This is a genomic window from Streptosporangium sp. NPDC002544, from assembly GCF_040295965.1.
GTDB lineage: Bacteria > Actinomycetota > Actinomycetes > Streptosporangiales > Streptosporangiaceae > Streptosporangium.
Genome location: NZ_JBEOWJ010000003.1, coordinates 214,837 through 234,448, shown reverse-complemented (window position 1 = coordinate 234,448; position 19,612 = coordinate 214,837). Strand labels below are relative to the sequence as shown.

Below are 19,612 nucleotides of genomic sequence, written 5' to 3'. Positions count from 1 at the left end.
ACTAACTGAAAGGTTTCTTTCCAGAAAGTGACCTTTCCCGAGGCCCGCCCAACTGGGCAAATATGCACGGAGTGGGCCTTTTGCGTACCAATTTCCAGCGCGATTGCGCGAGTTACCGGACCCGCGGCCGAAAAAGGAGCCCTGCGTGTTCCAACCAGAGACCGTTCCAACCGGCCGGCCGGCGACGGAGTACCCCCTGTCACCCGGCCAGCAGCGGCTCTGGTTTCTGCACCGGCTCGACCCGGGCGACCCGACCTACAACACATCCTATGTTTACAGGTTGAAAGGTCGCCTTGACAGGACCGCCCTGGAGGCCGCGTTCACCGCCGCGGCCACCCGGCACGAGAGCCTGCGGACCAGGTTCCGCGAGGTGGACGGGAAGCCCCTGGCGATCGTCGACCCACCCTCGCCGGTACCGGTCGAGCGGCTGGCGGCCCGGGACGCGAGGGAGGCCGCCGCCCTGGTCTCCGCGGTCACCAACACGGCCTTCGACCTGGCCGCCGCGCCGCCGTTCCGGGTCTCGCTGATCGAACTCGGCCCCGAGGAGCACGTGCTCTGCGTCGTCCTGCACCACATCAACGGCGACGGCTGGTCGCTGAACGTGCTCCGCTCCGAGGTCGCCGTCCACTACGGCAGCCGGGGCGGCGCGGCGCTGCCCGAGCTTCCCCTGCAGTACGGCGAGTACGCGCGCGACCTGCGCCCCGCGGACTCCGAGCTCCGCTGGTGGACCGAGCGGCTCGCCGGGGTGCCCGCCCTGGAGCTCCCGACCGATCGGCCGCGCCCCGCCCTGTGGACCGGCGAGGGCGCCGAGGTCGACTTCCGGATCGAGGCCGACATGGCCGCCTCGATCGGCGCCCTCGCCCGGCGTGCCCGATGCACGCCGTTCATGGTGCTGCTGGCGGCCTACCAGGTCCTGCTCCACCGGCACACCGGCCAGCACGACTTCTGCGTGGGCACCCCCTCGGCCGGTCGCGGCAGCACCGAGCTGGAGACCATGATCGGTTTCCTCTCGACCACGCTGGCCCTCCGCTGCGACCTGTCCGGCGACCCCACCTTCGACGACCTGCTCAGGCGCACCCGCAGGATGGTGCTGGACGGGCTCTCGCGGCAGGAGGTCCCCTTCGAGCGCCTGGTGGCGGACCTCGACATGGAACGTGATCTCAGCCGCACGCCGCTGTTCCAGACCATGTTCGCCTTCCACACCCACGGCGAGTGGGCCGAGCCCCTGCCCGGCCTCGACGCCACGCCCTTCCCCAACGGCTGGTCCCGTGCCCGGCTCGACCTGTCCATGGACCTCTCCCCCGGCGACGACGGCCACCTGTACGGCACCGTCATCTACAGCACCGAGCTGTTCGACCGCGAGAGCGTGGAACGGCTGGTCGCCCGTTTCCAGGAACTGCTCGCGGCCGTGGTGGCCGACCCCGGCTCGCCGGTGAGCTCACTGCGGATGCTGCCGGACGCCGAGCTCGCCCTGCTGGAGGAGTGGAACGACACCGGGACCGAACTGCCCGAGATCACGCTGGTCGACCTGCTGCTCGAACAGGCCGCGGCGACCCCGGGCGCGATCGCGGTACGGGCCGCGCCCGCCGGCACCGCGCCGGCGGGCGGGTCCGGAGCTGCGGAACTCACGTACGCGGAACTGGCCGGGCGGGCGGCGGAGCTCGCCGGGCGGCTGGGCGCGGCGGGGATCGGGCGCGGCTCACTGGTCGCGGTCCGGATGGAACGCGGCGCCGACATGCTCGTCGCCCTGCTGGGCGTGGCGATGAGCGGCGCGGCCTACCTTCCCGTCGACCCCGACTACCCCGAGGCCCGCGTCGCGTACGTGATCGAGGACTCCGCGGCGGCGCTGGTCCTGACCGGCCTCGACGACCTTCCCCCGGCGACCGCGGCCCCCGCCGTGACCACGCGGCCACGCCCCGGCGACACCGCGTACGTGCTCTACACCTCCGGGTCCACCGGGCGGCCGAAGGGGGTGGTGGTGCCCCACCGGGCGCTGACCAACTTCCTGCTGGCGATGCGCGCGCTGCTGCGCTCCGCCCCCCGGGACGTGTGGCTGGCGCTGACCTCGCTGTCGTTCGACATCTCCGCCCTGGAGCTCTACCTGCCGCTGGTGACCGGTGGCCGGGTGGTCGTCGCCGACGCGGAGACGGCCCGGGACGGCGCGCGGCTCGCGCGCCTGATCAGGGCCGAGGGCGTGACCCACGTACAGGCCACCCCCTCGGGCTGGCGGGTCCTGCTCACCGGGGACCTGCCGCGCGTGGTGGGCCTGACCGGCGGTGAGCCGCTCGCGCCCCGGCTCGCCCGCGAGCTCCGCCCGCACCTCGACCGGCTCGTCAACGTCTACGGCCCGACCGAGACCACCATCTGGTCCACGGCCTGGGACGTCCCGGAGAATCCCGGCGAGATCGTCATCGGCCGCCCGATCGCCAACACCGTCGTCCACGTCACCGACCCCGCCGGCGGACCGTGCCCGATCGGGGTGGCCGGAGAGCTGCTCATCGGCGGCGCGGGGGTGGCCACCGGCTATCTGGGCCGCCCGGCCCTGACCGCGGAGCGCTTCGTCCCCGGCCCCGGCGGCTCGCGGCACTACCGGACGGGAGATCGCGTCCGCCTCCGCAACGACGGCACCCTGGAGTTCCTCGGCCGTACCGACAACCAGGTCAAGCTACGGGGGCACCGCATCGAGCTCGGCGAGATCGAGGCGGTGCTCGACACCCACCCCGGCGTGCGGCAGGCGGTCGTCGCGGTGCGCGGGGACCGGCTGGTGGCCTTCGCGGTACCCGCCGCGCCACCGCCCGCGCGGCCAGGACCGGACGGCCGCGGCGCGCTCGACGGTCTCGGGGAGCACGCCGCGCGCGAGCTGCCCGGCTACATGGTGCCCAGCGTGTTCGTCGAGGTGGCGGCGTTGCCGCTGACCCCCAACGGGAAGGTCGACCGCAACGCGCTTCCCGAGGTGGGCGGGACGCCCGCGCGGGACGCGACCGCCCCCCGCACCCCCGCCGAGCGGATGGTCGCCCGGGTTTTCGCCGAGGTGCTCGGGACGGCGGAGGTCGGGGCGCACGACGACTTCTTCACCCTGGGCGGGCACTCGCTGCTGGCCACCATGGTCACCTCACGGCTGGCGGCGCTGTCCGGAACGGAGGTTCCCGTCCGCGAGGTGTTCACCCGGCCGACGGTCGCCGGGCTGGCGGAACTGCTGCCCGACCCCGGCGTCCCGATCGCGGGGGCGGGGTCCGGCTTCGGCGTCCCGGCCCGCGAGAGCGACGGGCCGCGCCCGAGGCCCGAGGGAACCGCCCCGCCGCTCTCCTTCGGCCAGGAACGGCTCTGGTTCCTCAACCGGCTCGACCGAGACGACGCGTCGTACAACATGTGCCTGGTCAGGCGGCTGCGCGGGCCACTGGACCGGGACGCCCTGGCCCGCGCCCTGGCGGGCACGGCCGCCCGCCACGAGAGCCTGCGCACCCGCTTCCCCGAGGTGGACGGCGCGCCGGTCGTGGTCATCGATCCACCGGGTCCCGTGGCCGTCGACGAGATGAGCGCCACAGCCGAGGCCGAGGCACTGGAGCTGGTCTCGGCTCTGACCAACGCGCCCTTCGAGCTGGGTGCCGAACCGCCCCTGCGCGTCGCGCTGATCCGGATCGCCGAGGACGACCACGTCCTGTGCGTCGTGCTCCACCACATCCTCGGCGACGGCTGGTCGCTCAACCTCGTCTTCGACGAGGTGTCACGCCTGTACTCCGGCGACACCGCCCTGCCCCCGGTCCCACTCCAGTTCGGCGACGTCGCCCGCTGGCAGCGTGAACGCGACCTCGGCGGCCTGCTCGGCTACTGGCGGGACAGGCTCGCCGGCCCCACCCCGCTGGACCTGCCGGTCGACCGGCCGCGCACCGCCGGGGCCGCCAGGCGCGGCGAGGTGGCCACCGTCCGGCTGACGGAGACCGAGGCCGCCGCCCTGGCCCGGCTGGGCAGGGAGCACGGCGCCACCATGTTCATGGTCCTGCTCGCCGCCTACCAGGTTCTCCTGTCCCGGCACAGCGGCCGGAGCGACATCCTCGTCGGTACGGCCACCGCCGGCCGGGACCGGGTCGAGCTCGAACCGGTCGTCGGCTATCTCAGCGACATCCTGGTCATGCGCGGCGACCTGTCGGCCGACCCCACCTTCTCGGACCTGCTCCGCGAGACCAGGACCGGTGTCCTGGACGCCTTCTCCCACCGCGGCGTGCCGTTCGAGGAGCTGGTGCGGGCCCTGGGGGTCGAGCGCGACCTCACCCGCACGCCGCTGTTCCAGACCATGCTCATCCTGCACACGCAGGACTCCGGGCAGGCCCGAGACGCCTTCGCCGGGCTGACCGCCACGGCGTTCGAGCACGGCATGCGGCAGGCCAAGCTGGAGCTGATGCTGGAGGCGTGGCAGGACGAGCACGAGCTCATGCTCAGCTTCGCCTACGACGCCGAGCTCTTCGACCGGGCCACGGTCGAGGCCATGGCCGCGCGGTTCCGCCTGCTGCTCACCGCGCTGCCCGGCGCGTCCGGCGACCGCGTCTCGGAGCTGCCGCTGCGCACCGGGGACGACGACGCCCTGCTCCTGCGCCTCTCCCGTGGCCCGGTACGGCCCACCGCCGCCCTGGTGCCCGACCTGTTCGCGGCGACCGTACGCGACACGCCGGGCGCGGTCGCGATCGGATGCGGGGACGCCACGCTCGACTACGCCGGGCTGGACGCCCGTGCCGACGAGCTGGCCGCGCTGCTGCGGGGGCACGGCGTCGCCGGGGGCGATGTGGTCGGCGTCTGCCTGGACAGGTCGCCCGACGCCGTCGCGGCCCTGCTCGCGGTCTGGCGGGCGGGGGCGGCCTATCTGCCGCTCGACCCGGACCACCCCGCCGAGCGGCTCGCCTTCATGCTGGACGACAGCGCCACCCGCCTCGTCCTCACCTCGGCGGCCCTGCGCGACCGGCTGCCCTCCACCACCCCGGCCGTCCACGTGGACGACCGGCCTGCCGCTCCGGAGACCGGCCGGATCGCCGATCCGGCGGCGCCGGACGGCGGGGCCGCCTACGTGATCTACACCTCCGGGTCCACCGGAACACCGAAGGGCGTCGTGGTCTCGCACCGCAACCTGGCCGCCCGCGTCGCGTGGATGCGCGAGGCGTACGGGCTGGGTCCGGGCGACCGGATGGTCCAGTTCGCCTCGCTGAGCTTCGACACCCACGCCGAGGAGATCTACCCGGCACTGGCCGCCGGGGCCCGGCTGGAGCTGCTGCCCGAGGGCGGCGTCACCCTGCCCGACCACCTCGACCAGGTCACCGTGCTCGACCTGCCCACGGCCTACTGGCACGCGCTGGTCGACGACATCGACGAGATCCCCTGGCCGCCGACCCTGCGTCTGGTGATCCTCGGCGGCGAGCAGGTGCACGAGGCGGCCGTGACCCGCTGGCGCGAGCGTTTCGGCGACCGGGTGCGGCTGGTCAACACCTACGGCCCGACCGAGGCGACGATCATCGCCACCGCCGCCGAGCTGGACGGCTCCCCGGGACGGCCGCCCATCGGCGTCCCGATCGCCGACACCTCGGTCCTGCTGCTGGACGGCACCGGCCGGGAGGTCCCGCCGGGAGCCCCCGGCGAGCTCTGCGTCGGCGGGGCCGGGGTGGCCACCGGCTACCTCGCCAGGCCGGGCCTCACCGCCGAGCGCTTCCCCGTCCTGCGTGGAGAACGGATCTACCGGACCGGCGACCTGGCGCGCTGGCGGTCCGACGGGCGGCTGGAGTTCCTCGGCCGCCTCGACGACCAGGTCAAGGTCCGCGGCTTCCGGATCGAGCCCGGCGAGATCGAGGCATGGCTGCTGACCCACCCCGGTGTCGGCCAGGCCGCGGTGGCGGTGCGCCGGGAGACCCTGGTCGGCTACGTCGTCGGCACGGCCACCGGCGAGGAACTGGCCGGATACCTGGCCGGGGCGCTGCCCGCCCACATGGTCCCCACGCTCTGGGTGAACCTCACGACCCTGCCGCTGACCGGGAACGGCAAGCTCGACCGGGCCGCGCTGCCCGCGCCCGAGGCCGGCCCCCGGACGAGAACCGCCCCGCGTGGCGACGCCGAGGAGCTGGTGGCCGAGATCTTCGGCGAGGTGCTGGGGATCGAGGAGGTCGGTGCCTTCGACGACTTCTTCGCGCTGGGCGGCCACTCGCTGCTGGCCACCCGCGCCGTCGCCAGGCTCCGCGCCGCCATCGAGGTGGACGTGCCGATCCGCACCCTGTTCGCGCGGAGCACCGTGGCCGACCTCGCGGCGGCGGTGGAGGAACTGCTCGTCGCCGAACTGGCCGAACTGTCCGACGAGGAGGCCGCGCGCCTCATGGAGACCGGGAGCTGAGTTGGACTACCACGTCGTGGTCAACCACGAGGAGCAGTACTCGATCTGGCCGGACGGCCGGGACCTGCCGGACGGCTGGCGGCACGAGGGCGCCCGCGGTACCAGGGAGGACTGTCTCGCCCACATCGACCGCGTCTGGACCGACCTGCGCCCGCTCAGCGCGAGGAGGTCCTGAAGATGTCCGACCGAGTGGTGCCGGGGAGCGTACGAGAGGAGATCGTCATGGTCAGGGAACGGCTGGCGGCGATGGTGGCCTCGGCCTCCGACGGCGCGGTCACGGCCGGGGAGGCGTTGACCGCCACGGTCCCGCTGTCCGCGCTGGGGGTCACCTCCCTGGCGCAGATGCGGCTGATCGACGCGGTGGAGACCGAGTTCGGGGTGGAGATCGACCTGTCGGGCGACGGGCTCGACCTGCTGGACGACCTGGACGCGCTGGAGCGCCACATCGACGAGGCACGGCGCTCGCGCTCCTGACCTCCGACTCCTACAACAGGGGGAGCACATGGACATCCGGTTCTCGGGGAACCGATCGGGGACGGCACCGCTGACCTGGGGGCAGCGCGCCATCTGGGACACGATCCAAAGGACGGCGCCGGACGACCACTACTTCAACTTCGGCCGGGTGCTCGCCGTGCCCCGGCGGGCCAGACCGCTCACCGTGGCGCGGGCCGCCGAGGTGCTGCGCGCGCTGGTGGAACGGCACGAGTCGCTGCGCACCAGGCTGGGCGAGCCCCCGTACGGAACCGCGCGACCGTACCTTCAGGACCCCGCGAAGGCTCACGGGTACGGAGGCGGCGGCACGGAGCCGTGGCAGGTGCTGGAGACCACCGGGGCCGTCCCGGTCACCGTCTCCGAGGGCGACCCCGAGCGGCTGCGGGACACGCTGGCACAGACCGCCTTCGACTACGGGAACGAGTGGCCGCTGCGGATCGGGCTCGTCGTCGAGCGCGGCGAGGTCACCCACATCGTGCTCGTCTTCTGCCATCTGGCCGCCGACGGCCTCGGGGCCGAGGTGGCGGTCACGGACCTGCGGCTGCTCCTGCTGCGCGGCTCCCTGCCGGGCCCGCCCCCGCCCTCACCGCTGGATCTGGCCCGCTGGCAGGGCTCCGAGCGGGGTCTGAAGGTCGCGAGGATCGCCGCCGAACACTGGGAGAGCGAGTACCGGCGCATTCCGCCGACCATGTTCGACCGGCGCGAGAACGTACCCGCGGATCCGCCGATCTGGCGGGCGCGACTCGTCTCGCGGGCGATGGACCTGGCGGTGCGGCGGATCGCCGCCGTGCGCGGCACGAGCACCTCGACGGTCCTGCTGACCGCCGCGTCGGTACTGGCCGGGCAGGTGAACGGCCACGACGTGTGCGCGATGCTGCCGATCGTGGGCAACCGCTTCCGCGGCGACACGGCCGGCGCCGTCACCACGCTCTCTCAGGAGGGCCTGTTCGTGCTGGACCTGCGCCGGGGCGACTTCACCGAACTGCTGCGCGCGGCCAAGCCCGCCGCGCTGCGCGCCTACCGATCCGCCTACCACGACCCCGCCGAGCGGGACGGGATCACCGCGCGGATCAGCCGGGAGCGGGGCACGCCGATCCACCCGTACTGCTGTTTCAACGACATGCGCTTCGCCGACCAGGTGGACGCCTCCCCCGACGAGCGGACCGTGCGGGACGCGCTGGCGGAGACGACCCTCTCCTGGCCGCTCAGCCAGGAGAGGCTCAACTGCCGGTTCTGCCTGCACGTGACCGGCGAGCCCGGCGGGCTGGGCGTCTCGCTCACCGCCGACACCCGCCACCTGTCCCGCCCCGCGATGGAACGCTATCTCCTCGATCTGGAGTCCCTGCTGGTCGAGGCCGCGTTCCGCGAGGTGCTGGAGCCCGTCGGTTGACTCCTCCGCCACTTCCTCCCTCGGACCAGAACCCGGGTGCTCCCCGCCGGAGATGCCCGATGACGGTCCACGCCCACCCCGGCCGGCGCCCACCGCCCGGCCTCCTGCCCGGAACCGGAGCCCGATGACGGTCCACGCCTACGCCGAGTCGACGTCCTGCGTCCAGGGCGGCTCACTCCGCTTCCACCTCGCCCGCGCCTCCCGGGCCCCGCTGCGCGGCTCGGTGCTGATCGAGGACGTGGCCACGGACCTGGCGGTGCTCGAAGGGGAGTTCACCGGCCCGTCCTGGACGCTCGACGTCTCCGCCGGCTGGCCCAGCTCGCTCTACCGCGCGATCTTCACCGCCGACGAGGGGGTCTGCGAGGTCTACTTCGTCGTACGGGCCGCCAGGGCCGACTCGCCGATCCTGCTGTCGATCCCGTTCCCGACCTGGCAGGCGTACAACCGGGCGGGCATCCCCGGCGAGTCCATCTACTGGACCGAGCAGGCCACCCGGGCCTCGCGCGTCTCCTTCGACCGGCCGGGCGGCGGGCCGCCGCCCGAGCGCTGGGAGGAGGGCATGATCCGCTGGCTGGGTCCCGCCGGATACGACGTCGACTACTGCTCCGCCCTGGACCTGCACTCCGGGCGCGAACTGCTGGCCGGCTACCGGCTGCTGATGGTCAGCGGGCACGACGAGTACTGGTCGGCGGGGATGCGCGACAGCGTCGAGGAGTTCGTCGGCCGGGGTGGAAACCTGGCCGTCTTCTCCGGCAACACCTGCTGGTGGCAGTTCCGGCTGGAGGACGACGGGCGCACCATGGTCTGCTACCGCGACGCGGTCGCCGATCCGATGGCCACGGTGAATCCCGCCCTCACCACCGTCGAGTGGTCCAGCGCGCCGGTGAACCGTCCGGAGAACAGCCTGACCGGGGTCAGCTTCCGGCACGGCGCGGGGACCTGGGGTCCGTACATGCGGCTCATGCACGAGGAGTCCTACACGGTCCGCTTCCCCGAACACTGGGTGTTCGAGGGCACCAAGCTGGGCGAGGGCGACACGTTCGGCAGGGGCGCCATCGGCTACGAGACCGATGCCTGCGACTTCACCGAGGTGGACGGCGTGCCGGTGGCCACCGGGCGCGACGGCACCCCGCCGTCCTTCGTCATCCTGGCCACCGCCGACCTGCGGCACTGGCACCGGTACGGTCAGGGCGGCATGGCCACCATGGGCGTCTTCGGCCTCGGCGCCGGGACCGTGTTCACCGCCTCCACCGTGAACTGGGGAAACACCTTGCACGACCCGGCGGTGGAGCGGATCACCCGCAACGTGCTCGACCGGCTCTCCCGCCGCGTCTCCGGCTGGGAGGTGATCGGCCCCGGCAGCTCGATCCGCGCGCTGACCGCGTGCGACTCGCGGCTGTACGGGGTGGGCACCGACGACGCGCTGTACCGCAGGGACGTCTGCGGCCAGAACCTGCGCTGGCGCCGCATCGACTCGGGCGGCGGCGTCGTGGCCATGGCCACCCCGCGCGAGGCGTCCGGCACCAGGCCCGTCGGCCTGTACGGGCTGACCGGCGACGGCCGTCTCGTCTACCGCGACCCGGGCACGCGGGCCCCCTGGGTCACGCTCGGCGACGCCCCGCCGGGCGGGGTGGGGCTGGCCCTGGTGGACGGCGACCTGTGGGCCGTCACCGCCGCCGGCGGGCTTTGGTACCTGCCTCCGGACACCGCGGAGTGGATCCCGGCCGACGAGAGCACGGGCGGACTCGCGGGCGGGCCGACGGGCGCGGTGGCCATGACCGCCATGAACGGCCGCCTCTACGCCGTCGACAGCGCCGATCGCGTCCGCACCCGGCTGCCACTGCCGGGACCCGGCGAGTGGGCCGACCTGTGTTCCGCCGCCGGGAGCACCACCCTCACCGCCCACGCCGGCCGCCTGATCGGCACCACTCCCGACGGCCCACTGCGCTGGCGGACCCCCACACCCTAGGTACTGGTCCCGCGGATCCCGCCGCGGCGAGGAACGGCCGGGTGGTACGTCGCGAGGCGAAGGACATGGCAACGACAGGACATCTGGGTGAGAGCGGGGTCTACGCGATGGCGCTACCTCGGTGATGTGTGAAAGTCCGGTGGGGAGGCGACCAGGATCGACTGCGCCGTCGCTATGACGAGGCGGGCGGCATCCCCCCTCTCCAGGCTCCCGGTGCGACTCTCCTCCGCGGCGCCTTTCAGGATGTAGTGCAGGACATTGACCAGCCAGGAGATCGGTAGGTCGATGCGGAACACGCCGTCGTCCTGGCCACGGCGAATGAGTTCTTCGACACGCTGCGCGGGGGCGGCGTGTAACTCACGAACGCGCCCGGCGGGAAGAGCTTTCTGAGCGGCGGTCAGCAACGCCATGGACTCGGCCACCAGGGACCAGCTGGAGCCGAGCAATCGGTCCAGGGCCTCTCGTGCGTCCCCGGTGAGATCGATGGACGACAACGCCTCCTCACCGGCGCGCAGGGCGTCGACCAGGGCGGCCTCGACGAGTTCCGCCCGGGTGCGGAAGTGGCCGTACAGCGTCATCCGGCCCACTCCCGCGGCCTTGGCGATGTCGTCGACGCTCGCGTCCGGATCGCTGCTCAGGCTCTTGCGTGCTGCGGAGACGATGCGGGCGATGCTGCGTTCGGCGTCCGCGCGCCGGCGCGGACCGGCAGAGACGGTAGGCATGCCACCACTCTAACTCGTACGGAGATATACGTGTTACTCTCACGGCTCGAAGTCGTACATTGGCATACGAGTTAGCCGGAGGCCCTCGATGACGCAGCATGAGATCCACGAACCATCTCCACAGGACAGGCCGGCCCATCCGTCGCGATGGCGCATCCTGGCCTTCCTCGGTGTGGCCCAGCTGATGTTGATCCTCGACGTCACCGTCGTGGCCATCGCGCTCCCCCACATCGAGACCGACCTGGGCCTGAGTCGCGAGGCGCTGACGTGGACGGTCAGCGCGTACACGTTGACGTTCGGCGGCCTGATGCTGCTGGGCGGACGACTCGCCGACCTGATCGGGGCCAGGCGAGTGGTACTCGCCGGCCTGCTGATCTTCACGGCGGCGTCATTGGTGACCGGGTTCGCCGACTCCGCCGGCATGCTGCTGGGCGGCCGCATCGCGCAGGGACTCGGCGCGGCGCTGCTGTCCCCGTCGGCCCTGTCGCTGGTGGTGACCCTGTTCGACGGTGACGAGCGGAACAAGGCGCTCGGTGTCTGGTCCGCGCTCGGCGGTGGGGGCGCGGCCCTCGGCGTGCTGCTGGGAGGGCTGCTCACCGCCGGCCCGGGCTGGCCATGGGTCTTCTACGTCAACGTGCCCATCGGGCTGTTGATCCTCACCGCTCTTGCCCGGATGCTGCCGCACCAGGCCGTGGCCGCGCCTCGGCCCCGGCTAGATGTGCCCGGTGCACTGCTGGTCACCGCCTCGTCCGGCGCCTTGATCTATGCGATCACCCGCGCCGGAGACCACGGGTGGCTCACCGCCACGACCGGGTGGCTCCTGCCGGCGGCCGTGATGGGCTACCTGATGTTCGTGGCCAGGCAGAAGACCGCCAGGTCACCCCTGATGAATCTCACGCTGCTGGCCCGGCGCCCGGTGGCCACCGGCACGTTCCTCATCATGATGGCAACGGCGCTGATGATCGCGGTGTTCTTCCTCGGCACCTTCTACTTCCAGCACGCGCAGGGCTTCGGCGCTCTGCAGACCGGTCTGCTCTTCCTCCCGGTCGCGGTGGCGACGATGCTCGGCGCCAACCTCACCGGCCGGGCCATCGCCAGGGCGGGAGCGCGCCGGCTCGCCGTGACCGGGCTGCTCATCGCCGCGATCGGCATGACCGTGCCCGCCCTGTCGATGCACACCGCGACCGTGGTGGCGGGCACGGCGCTCGCAGCCGCCGGGGCCGGCGCACTCTTCGTCGTCGCGTCAGCGACCGCTCTGGGCCAGGTGGCCCCGCACGAATCCGGCATCGCCTCCGGCATCGTCAGCACATTCCACGAGTTCGGCGCCTCCATCGGAGCCGCCGCCATCTCCAGCGTCGCAGCGGCCAGCCTGATCGGGGACACGCTTTCGGGGTTCACCAGCGGCTATATCCTCGCCGCGGTCACCGCGGTCGCCGCGGCCCTCGTGGCCGCCGTCCTGACACCCGGCCGAGCCGACACAGGCTGATGAGACACCGCCGAGGCCGGTTTATCCCCCAACGCACCGACCGCACACACTCGGCTGCCCGGCACGACATAGAGTGCCTTCTACTACGGCCGATAGTCATTCCGTTCGACCAACGACCTCTCACCCTCAGGCGGGTCGGCAGCCGGTAAGGCCTCCGAACAAGCTTCGGAAATCCGTGTTGAGCAGTGAACATGCGACAGGGCGCATCGCGGGCGGATCCACAGCCCCGCCCGGACGCCAAGCATGATCGTCTCGCACCGATGCGGAAATACGGAGTAAAGGGTGAATAGCCTGTGCTGCTTCTGTAGCATTTCGCCCGACATCGGGACAAGGAAAGGCATCACACAGTGGCCGTTGCAGGCATGCCGGTGCGAGTCAGACGGATACCTGTGGCGGCGGGAGTCGTGATCGCCGTCCTGCTGTCACCTCTCGACGGAGCGGTCGCCGAGCCACAGCCCAGCCTCTCCCAGGCCAGGGCGAAACTCGCGAAGCTCAATGACCAGGCCGGCAAGATCGTCGACCGCTACAACCTGGCCAACGAGCGCTGGAAGAAGGCCAAGAAGCACTACGACAAGCTGAACAAGGCCTACGGTCAGCAGCGCGAATCAGTCGACGCCCTGCGCCGCAACCTCGTCACGCTGGCCGTCAGCACCTACCAGACCGGCGGGCTGAGCGGCGGGGCGGGGCTCATCTCCAGCGACGACCCACGCTCGCTGCTGAGCGGCATGGCCGCGGTCGACCAGATATCGGCCGGGCACGCGGAGTCGCTGCGTACGTTCGACACCGCCACCCGAACCCTCAGAGTGCAGCACGGCAAGGCCAAGGACGCGCTGACCGAAGCGGACAAGGCGCGAGACACGCTGGCCGCGGAAAGGACCAGGACCAAGCGCCTGATCGCCGAGCAGACGAAGCTGCTGCGCAGGCTCGGCGCCTTCCGGGTCGGCGACCCCAACAGTGCCGGCATCACCTACACCGGCTCGGCCTCCGGCAACGCGAGGACCGCTCTGCAGTTCGCCTACGCGCAGATCGGCAAGCCGTACCAGTGGGGCGGGGAGGGGCCGGGATCGTATGACTGTTCAGGCCTGACGCAAACCGCCTGGCGCAACGCCGGGGTCAGCATCCCCCGCACCACCTGGGAGCAGTGGAGCTGGGGGGCCAACAGACGGGTACCCCTGGATCTGAACCGGTTGCAGCCCGGTGACCTGCTTTTCAGCAAGGGGCTGGGCCACATGGGCATGTACGCGGGCAACGGCAAGATGGTGCACGCCCCGCGGACCGGCGACATCATCAAAGTGGTCGACCTCGACGACTACTGGTGGGGCCGGCTCCTCGGCGCGGTCCGTCCCTGACGCCGCTCCCGTCGACGCCGGACGCCCCGACCCGGCGGTCGAGGCCCGCTTCGCGGGCGTGGATGACGGCGTGGGCGCGGTCGGCGACCTGGAGCCTGGCGAAGACATCGGACACGTCGTCGCGGACGGTCTTCGGTGACAGGGCCAGGCGCTCGGCGATCCGGCGGTTGGACAACCCCGCCGCGATGAGATCGAGGATCCGGCGTTCGTCCGTGATGAGCTGCGAGAGCGGTTCATCGACGGCGGGGCGGATCGCGGCCGGACGGGCGAGTGGCCGTGGTCAGGTGGAGGTCGGGCCGTAGACGGCGCAGGGGGCGCCGGTGGTCATGGCCCAGTAGCGGTCGCCGTAGGACCAGTGCCACCACTCGGTGGGATAGTTGACCAGGCCGACCGCCTCCAGGGCCGCGCCGAGGATCTTGCGGTGGTGCCGGGCCTCGGCCGACAGGCCGGGGGCCTCGGTGTAGCAGGCGCCGCCGCTCTGCTCGGGGGTGGCGTTGAGCGGGGTGCCCATGTCGAGCTCGGTCCCGTCCTCGGCGGACAGGGTCAGATCGACCGCCGCTCCCGCGGTGTGCGGGGCGATCTCGACGGGCGAGACGTAGCGGCTCGCCGCACTCCGGAGCTCCGCGGGCGACATTTCCGGAAATGTCGCCCGCAGCTCCGCCGAGTAGTCATCAAAGATCTTTTTCTGGGTCGCCAGTGGCCGGTAGCCCTCCACGACCAGCAGCCGGTATCCCCCGGGAAGCTGCGCCTGCGCCTTCTCCAGCCGGTCCAGCAGCCCGAGCCGCAGGTGGGCGAAGGCCCCCTCGGCGTCGGCGAGCCGCCCGTCCGTCTCCAATCGCCCCCGCACGTCGATCAAGGGCTCACCGGACTCCTCGACGGGGATCGAGGCGACTCGGGCGTCGGAGATCAGCACGATGTCACGCATGACGGCAATTCTTCACCAAACACCTGCCGGTTGGAGACCCGGTTCTCCAGAAGGGGGGCACGGCCCGGTCGGCGGATCGTCAACTTCGGCCTTCCCGGTAGAGCGGCGCTCCGGAACCCCGCCGGCCGCCGCCGTCGTCCAGGGTCGTCGTCCGGTGTCGTCGTCCGGCAGGGAACCCGCGAGGATCGAGAACGGATCTGCCGCCGGCGTCCTCCGGGCGGAAGAACGTCAGACGGTAACGTCAGACGGTGTCGGAGAACACCTGCTCCCGAGCCTGCTGCAGCGCCGACACCAGCGCGCCGCGCAGCACGGGGTTGCCCCTGACCCGCGAGACCACGACCCTGGGCTGGCTCGGGCAGACCCGGGCCACGGCATCCTGCACCCTGGCGGCGAGCGCGTCCCCGCCCGCCCTGCCGACGTCGCCGCTGAGCACGATCAGCCCGGGGTCCAGGACCACGGCGACCGCGGCGACGCCGACCGCCAGCCGCCCGGCCAACTCGTCCAGAAAGGCCTCGGCACCCTCCGCGACGGCCGTACGGACCCGCTCCCCCACAGGAGTCGCGTCGGCGGCGGAACCGATGCCGTAGGCGCTCGCGAGCCCGGCCACGGCGTCGCCGCCGACCAGGCGCTGGAACGAGCCCGACTGGGGTTCGCTCACGTCGGTGGGGAGCGGCTCGCCCGGGACGGGAAGCCAGCCGATCTCACCCGCGCCGCCGGTGAAACCGCGGTGCAGCCGCCCGCCCAGCATGACGCCGAGCCCCTGGCCGACCCCGGCCCAGACGAGCACGAAGTCGTCGACGCCCAGCGCCGCGCCGTGCGCACGCTCGGCCAGCGCGGCCAGGTTCACGTCGTTCTCGATCGTCACCGGGACGCCGAGGTCGCGACGGAGCTCGGCGAGCACGCCGTTGTGCCAGGAGGGCAGGTCGAAGGAGAACCGCACGTCGCCGGTGCCGGGGTCGACGACGCCCCGGGTGCCGATCACGAAGGCGCGGAGCCGGTCCGCGCCGATGCCCGCGGCCCCGCACGCCTGACCGACCGCACCGCGCACCAGCCGTACCGGATCGTCGTGCCCGCTGGGGTCGGCCGAGACCTCGGCGACGAGTGTGCCGGTGATGTCGGCGATCCCGGCGCTGATCCGGTCGGGGAGCACGTCAAGCCCGACCACGTACGCGCAGGAGGGCACCACCCCGTAGAGCGCGGCGTTGGGGCCGCGCCCGCCGGCCTGCTCGCCGACCACCGCGACAAGGTCTCGCTCCTGGAGCCTGGCGAGCAGCTGACCCGCGGTCACCTTGGAGAGCCCGGTGTGTTCTCCCAGCTCAGCCCGGGTCAGCGGGCCGCTGGACAGCAGAAGCTCCAGCGCCGCGCGGTCGTTGAGCTGGCGCAGCAACCGGGGGGTCCCCGGGCGTGTGGACAAGGCCGTCCTTCCCGTCACGATCCGCTAACGATCGTTTCTTTTAAGAAAGTTTCTTGTTAGTTTATCCCTAGCCAGCCCGCAGGCAAGTGATCGGGACCGCGGGTTGTGACAGTTCCGACAGCTCCCAGTGAGTGCAGAGGGTCGCGGGGACCCCGGCCATAACAGATGAGCGCAAACTCCGGCGAAAGCCTGAAAGGGAGAACTCCAGTGAAGTTCGCGAGAATCGCCACCACGACGGCCACCACGGCCGCCCTCGCCCTGGGTCTCGCCGCGTGTGGCAGCAGCGAGCCCGCCACCCCGGCCGCCGGCTCCGACGCGTCGGCACCCGCCGCGTCCGGACCCAAGTTCGCAGGTCAGACCCTGACCGTCTGGCGCCTCGGCGCTCCGGACGAGAAGCAGAACAAGCTCATGGGCGACCTGAACGCCAAGTTCAAGGAGACCACCGGCGCCGAGGTCAAGCTCCAGTGGGTGCCGTGGCCCGACGCGCAGGCCAAGTGGACCGCCGCGCTCGCCGGCGGCGAGGGCCCCGACGTCACCGAGTTCGGCAACGACCAGGTCGCCGCCTGGGTGGCACAGGACGCGCTGACCGACATCACCGACATCGTCAAGGCCGCCCCCGACTTCCAGCAGATCCCGCAGAACCTGTGGGGCTACGAGACGGTGGACGGCAAGATCTACGCCGCCCCGTGGGGTGGCGGCACCCGCGCCGTCCTCTACCGCAAGGACTGGTTCGAGGACCTGAAGATCGAGGTGCCCAAGACCTGGGAGGAGCTCGTCGAGGCGGGCAAGAAGATCGTCGCCAAGAAGGGCAAGGACGTCGACGGCTTCGCCTTCAACGGCGGCTCCGACGCCAACATGTCGCTCTCCCCGTTCGTCTGGTCGGCCGGCGGCGACTTCGCCGCGTTCGAGGGCGGCAAGTGGGTCGGCAAGCTGACCGAGCCCGGGTTCAAGGAGGGCTTCCAGTACTACACCGACCTGGTGACCAAGCACGGCGTCTCGCGCAAGTCCGCGCTGACCCAGAACTCGGTGGACATCGCGACCCGCTTCGCCAACGGCAAGGTCGGCATGTACGTGACCGGCGGCTGGGACATCACCACGATCAAGGAGCAGAGCGGCGGCAAGGTCGACGACTCGAAGATGTCCTTCTTCTCGCTCCCGGCCAAGGACGGCAGCGGCCCGGCCCCGGCCTTCCAGGGCGGCAACGACATCGCCATCTGGAAGGACACCAAGAACCTCGAACTGTCCGCCGAGTACGTCAAGCTGGCCGCCGGCAAGGAGTTCGGCACCCGCTACGCCAAGGAGGGTGGCCTGCTGCCGCTCTACCCGGAGGCTCTGACCGAGTACGCGTCCGACCCGGTGCAGGCGCCGTTCGCCGAGACCTTCAAGGTCGCCAAGGGCTTCCCGAACGACACCAACTGGGCCGAGGCCAACGACACCAAGGCGGTCCTGCAGAGCGCGGCCCGCTCGGTCATCGAGGGTAAGAAGGACGTCGACACCGCGCTGGCCGACGCCAACAAGGAACTCGAAGAGATCCTGAACCAGTAGCCATGGCGAACACCTCAACCATCGCCCGGGACGGGGGCTCCCCCTCCGTCCCGGCGCGGGGGCACCGAGGCGCCACGCCCCCGCGCAGGTCCGGCGGGCTGCCCGTCCGGGTGGTCCCCTACGCGCTGCTCGTCCCCGGCCTGATCGTCATCGCGGGCCTGCTGCTCTACCCGCTCTTCCAGATGGTCGTCATGTCCTTCCAGAACGTGGGACTGCGGCAGATCCGGGGGGTACCGGCCGAGTCCGTCGGCCTGGAGAACTACCAGAAGCTCATCGAGTCCGAGCTGTTCTGGACCTCGCTGCGTAACACGGTGGTCTTCGCCGTCGTCACGGTGGCGCTCACCCTGCTGCTCGGCACGCTGGTCGGCCTGCTCCTGCACAAGCTGGGCAAGAAGATGTCGACCTTCCTGATCATCGGCATCATGGCCGCCTGGGCCACCCCGCAGATCGCCACCGCGATCATCTGGCGCTGGCTGTTCGACGCGGAGTCCGGGGTCATCAACTGGGCGCTCAACGCGCTGCCCGACTGGTTCTCCTCCCTGCTGTTCGGCCGCTCCGACTGGACCGGCGAGCCGTGGCTGAACGACGCGTTCACCATCTACCTGGTGCTGATCATCGCGGTGGTCTGGGCGTCGTTCCCGTTCATCGCGGTCTCGGTGCTGGCCGGGCTGAAGAGCATCTCCAAGGAGCTGTACGAGGCGGCCAGGGTGGACGGCGCCTCCGCGTGGCGGATCTTCTGGAAGATCACCTTCCCGCTGCTGAAGCCGGTCTTCGCGGTGCTCACCGTGCTCTCGGTGATCTGGGACTTCAAGGTCTTCACCCAGCTGTTCGTGCTGGCGGGCGGCACCTCCAACCGGGAGGCGTTCAACCTGTCGCTGTTCGCCTTCACCCAGGCCTTCAGCGCGCCGCCCAAGATGGGCATGGGCGCGGCCATCGCGGTGGTGCTGACGCTGATCCTGCTCTTCATCACCTTCTTCTACGTCCGCCAGATCGTGAAGACGGAGGACGTGCGATGACGACGTACGGCAGACGCGGGCCGCGGGGAAATCTCCGGCAGCGTAAGCGACTCGGCAACATCGGCCTGAACACCGCGGCCATCCTGGTGTTCCTGTTCGCGGTCTTCCCCGTCTACTGGATGGTGAGCACCGCCTTCAAGAGCAGCGAGCAGATCTTCACGACGGACTTCATCCCCTTCCCCACCGATCCCACGCTCGAACACGTGCGGCGGGTCTTCACCGAGGGCGTCGCCGGCCACTCCATCTGGCGCTACCTGCTCAACAGCTCCATCGTGGCCCTCGGCACCGTGCTCATCGGCGCGGTCTTCTCGCTGCTGGCGGCGACCGCGGTGGCCCGCTTCCGCTTCCGCGGGCGCACCTCGTTCCTGATCCTGCTGCTCATCGTGCAGATGGTCCCCGGCGAGGCACTGCTCATCCCGCTGTTCATGATGGTCAGGCGGGCCGGGCTGTACGACCAGCTCCTCGGCCTCATCGTGGTGAACGTCGCGATGACGCTGCCGTTCGCCATCTGGATGCTGCGCACCTTCGTCGCGGCGGTTCCCAAGGAACTGGAGGAGGCGGCCTGGATCGACGGCGCGAGCCGGTTCGCCACCTTCTGGCGGGTGCTGTTCCCGCTGGTGGCCCCCGGCCTCGTCGCGACCAGCATCTTCTCGTTCATCACCGCGTGGAACGAGTTCGTGTTCGCGCTGACGCTCATCGGCGACCAGGGCAGCTACACCATGCCCGTGGCGCTGCGCTACTTCGTCAGCCAGCGGTCGGTGGACTGGGGCGGCATCATGGCCGCCTCCACCCTGATGACCATCCCGGTCATCGTCTTCTTTCTCCTGGTGCAGCGGCGGATGGTCTCCGGGCTCGTCGCGGGCGCCGTCAAGGGCTGATCCCCCATCGGTGCTGGTACGGCTCGTACCCACAAGGCGCGAGCCGTACCAGCCCTGTTTGT

At 71.4% G+C, this 19,612-nt stretch carries 14 protein-coding genes; 10 read left to right on the top strand and 4 right to left on the bottom strand.

The annotated features are described in order from the left end of the window. Positions 1 to 145 precede the first annotated feature (145 nt). The 5 genes from ABT061_RS05850 to ABT061_RS05830 all read left to right on the top strand — a co-directional run bounded on the left by ABT061_RS05850 (position 146) and on the right by ABT061_RS05830 (position 10,215). A complete protein-coding gene (locus ABT061_RS05850; protein ID WP_350913119.1) occupies positions 146 to 6,364 on the top strand; it encodes a non-ribosomal peptide synthetase in 6,219 nt (2,072 codons plus the stop codon). Between the two features lies 1 nt (position 6,365). Beyond that, the gene (locus ABT061_RS05845; protein ID WP_350913117.1) at positions 6,366 to 6,539 is read left to right on the top strand and encodes an MbtH family protein; all 174 of its coding nucleotides are present in this window, start codon (positions 6,366 to 6,368) and stop codon (positions 6,537 to 6,539) included. Between the two features lie 2 nt (positions 6,540 to 6,541). Next, the gene (locus ABT061_RS05840) at positions 6,542 to 6,838 is read left to right on the top strand and encodes an acyl carrier protein (protein ID WP_350913115.1); all 297 of its coding nucleotides are present in this window, start codon (positions 6,542 to 6,544) and stop codon (positions 6,836 to 6,838) included. 28 nt (positions 6,839 to 6,866) lie between these two features. Then, positions 6,867 to 8,246, top strand: coding sequence for a condensation domain-containing protein (locus tag ABT061_RS05835; RefSeq protein WP_350913113.1), 1,380 nt, complete (start codon positions 6,867 to 6,869; stop codon positions 8,244 to 8,246). Between the two features lie 124 nt (positions 8,247 to 8,370). Beyond that, the gene (locus ABT061_RS05830; protein WP_350913111.1) at positions 8,371 to 10,215 is read left to right on the top strand and encodes a N,N-dimethylformamidase beta subunit family domain-containing protein; all 1,845 of its coding nucleotides are present in this window, start codon (positions 8,371 to 8,373) and stop codon (positions 10,213 to 10,215) included. 113 nt (positions 10,216 to 10,328) lie between these two features. Here ABT061_RS05830 and ABT061_RS05825 read toward each other — a convergent pair whose 3' ends face one another. Then, complete coding sequence (locus ABT061_RS05825) at positions 10,329 to 10,937, bottom strand: TetR/AcrR family transcriptional regulator (protein WP_350913109.1); 609 nt, start codon at positions 10,935 to 10,937, stop codon at positions 10,329 to 10,331. Between the two features lie 88 nt (positions 10,938 to 11,025). Here ABT061_RS05825 and ABT061_RS05820 point away from each other — a divergent pair, with 88 nt between their 5' ends. Continuing rightward, positions 11,026 to 12,423, top strand: coding sequence for an MFS transporter (locus ABT061_RS05820; protein WP_350913106.1), 1,398 nt, complete (start codon positions 11,026 to 11,028; stop codon positions 12,421 to 12,423). A 389-nt stretch (positions 12,424 to 12,812) separates the two neighbouring features. Next, positions 12,813 to 13,772, top strand: coding sequence for a C40 family peptidase (locus tag ABT061_RS05815; protein ID WP_350913104.1), 960 nt, complete (start codon positions 12,813 to 12,815; stop codon positions 13,770 to 13,772). On the opposite strand, the gene ABT061_RS05810 is transcribed toward ABT061_RS05815, so the two are convergent. From ABT061_RS05810 to ABT061_RS05800, 3 genes are all read right to left on the bottom strand, one after another. Further along, positions 13,711 to 13,971 carry a response regulator transcription factor gene (locus ABT061_RS05810; RefSeq protein WP_350913433.1) on the bottom strand — a complete coding sequence of 87 codons (261 nt, stop codon included), beginning with the start codon at positions 13,969 to 13,971 and terminating at the stop codon, positions 13,711 to 13,713. The genes ABT061_RS05815 and ABT061_RS05810 overlap by 62 nt on opposite strands. Before the next feature lie 81 nt (positions 13,972 to 14,052). Continuing rightward, positions 14,053 to 14,697, bottom strand: coding sequence for a M15 family metallopeptidase (locus ABT061_RS05805; RefSeq protein ID WP_350913102.1), 645 nt, complete (start codon positions 14,695 to 14,697; stop codon positions 14,053 to 14,055). Positions 14,698 to 14,938: 241 nt separating this feature from the next. Continuing rightward, positions 14,939 to 16,111 (bottom strand): ROK family transcriptional regulator, encoded by a 1,173-nt coding sequence (locus tag ABT061_RS05800; RefSeq protein WP_350913100.1) that lies wholly within the window; start codon positions 16,109 to 16,111, stop codon positions 14,939 to 14,941. 207 nt (positions 16,112 to 16,318) lie between these two features. Here ABT061_RS05800 and ABT061_RS05795 point away from each other — a divergent pair, with 207 nt between their 5' ends. The 3 genes from ABT061_RS05795 to ABT061_RS05785 are packed head-to-tail and all read left to right on the top strand — an operon-like array spanning position 16,319 to position 19,550. Further along, the gene (locus ABT061_RS05795; protein WP_350913098.1) at positions 16,319 to 17,656 is read left to right on the top strand and encodes a sugar ABC transporter substrate-binding protein; all 1,338 of its coding nucleotides are present in this window, start codon (positions 16,319 to 16,321) and stop codon (positions 17,654 to 17,656) included. A 2-nt stretch (positions 17,657 to 17,658) separates the two neighbouring features. Further along, positions 17,659 to 18,672 (top strand): carbohydrate ABC transporter permease, encoded by a 1,014-nt coding sequence (locus tag ABT061_RS05790; protein ID WP_350913096.1) that lies wholly within the window; start codon positions 17,659 to 17,661, stop codon positions 18,670 to 18,672. Next, on the top strand, positions 18,669 to 19,550 hold the full coding sequence (locus ABT061_RS05785; RefSeq protein ID WP_350913093.1) for a carbohydrate ABC transporter permease: 882 nt from the start codon (positions 18,669 to 18,671) through the stop codon (positions 19,548 to 19,550). The genes ABT061_RS05790 and ABT061_RS05785 overlap by 4 nt, the downstream gene beginning before the upstream one ends. The last annotated feature ends 62 nt before the right edge of the window (positions 19,551 to 19,612 follow it).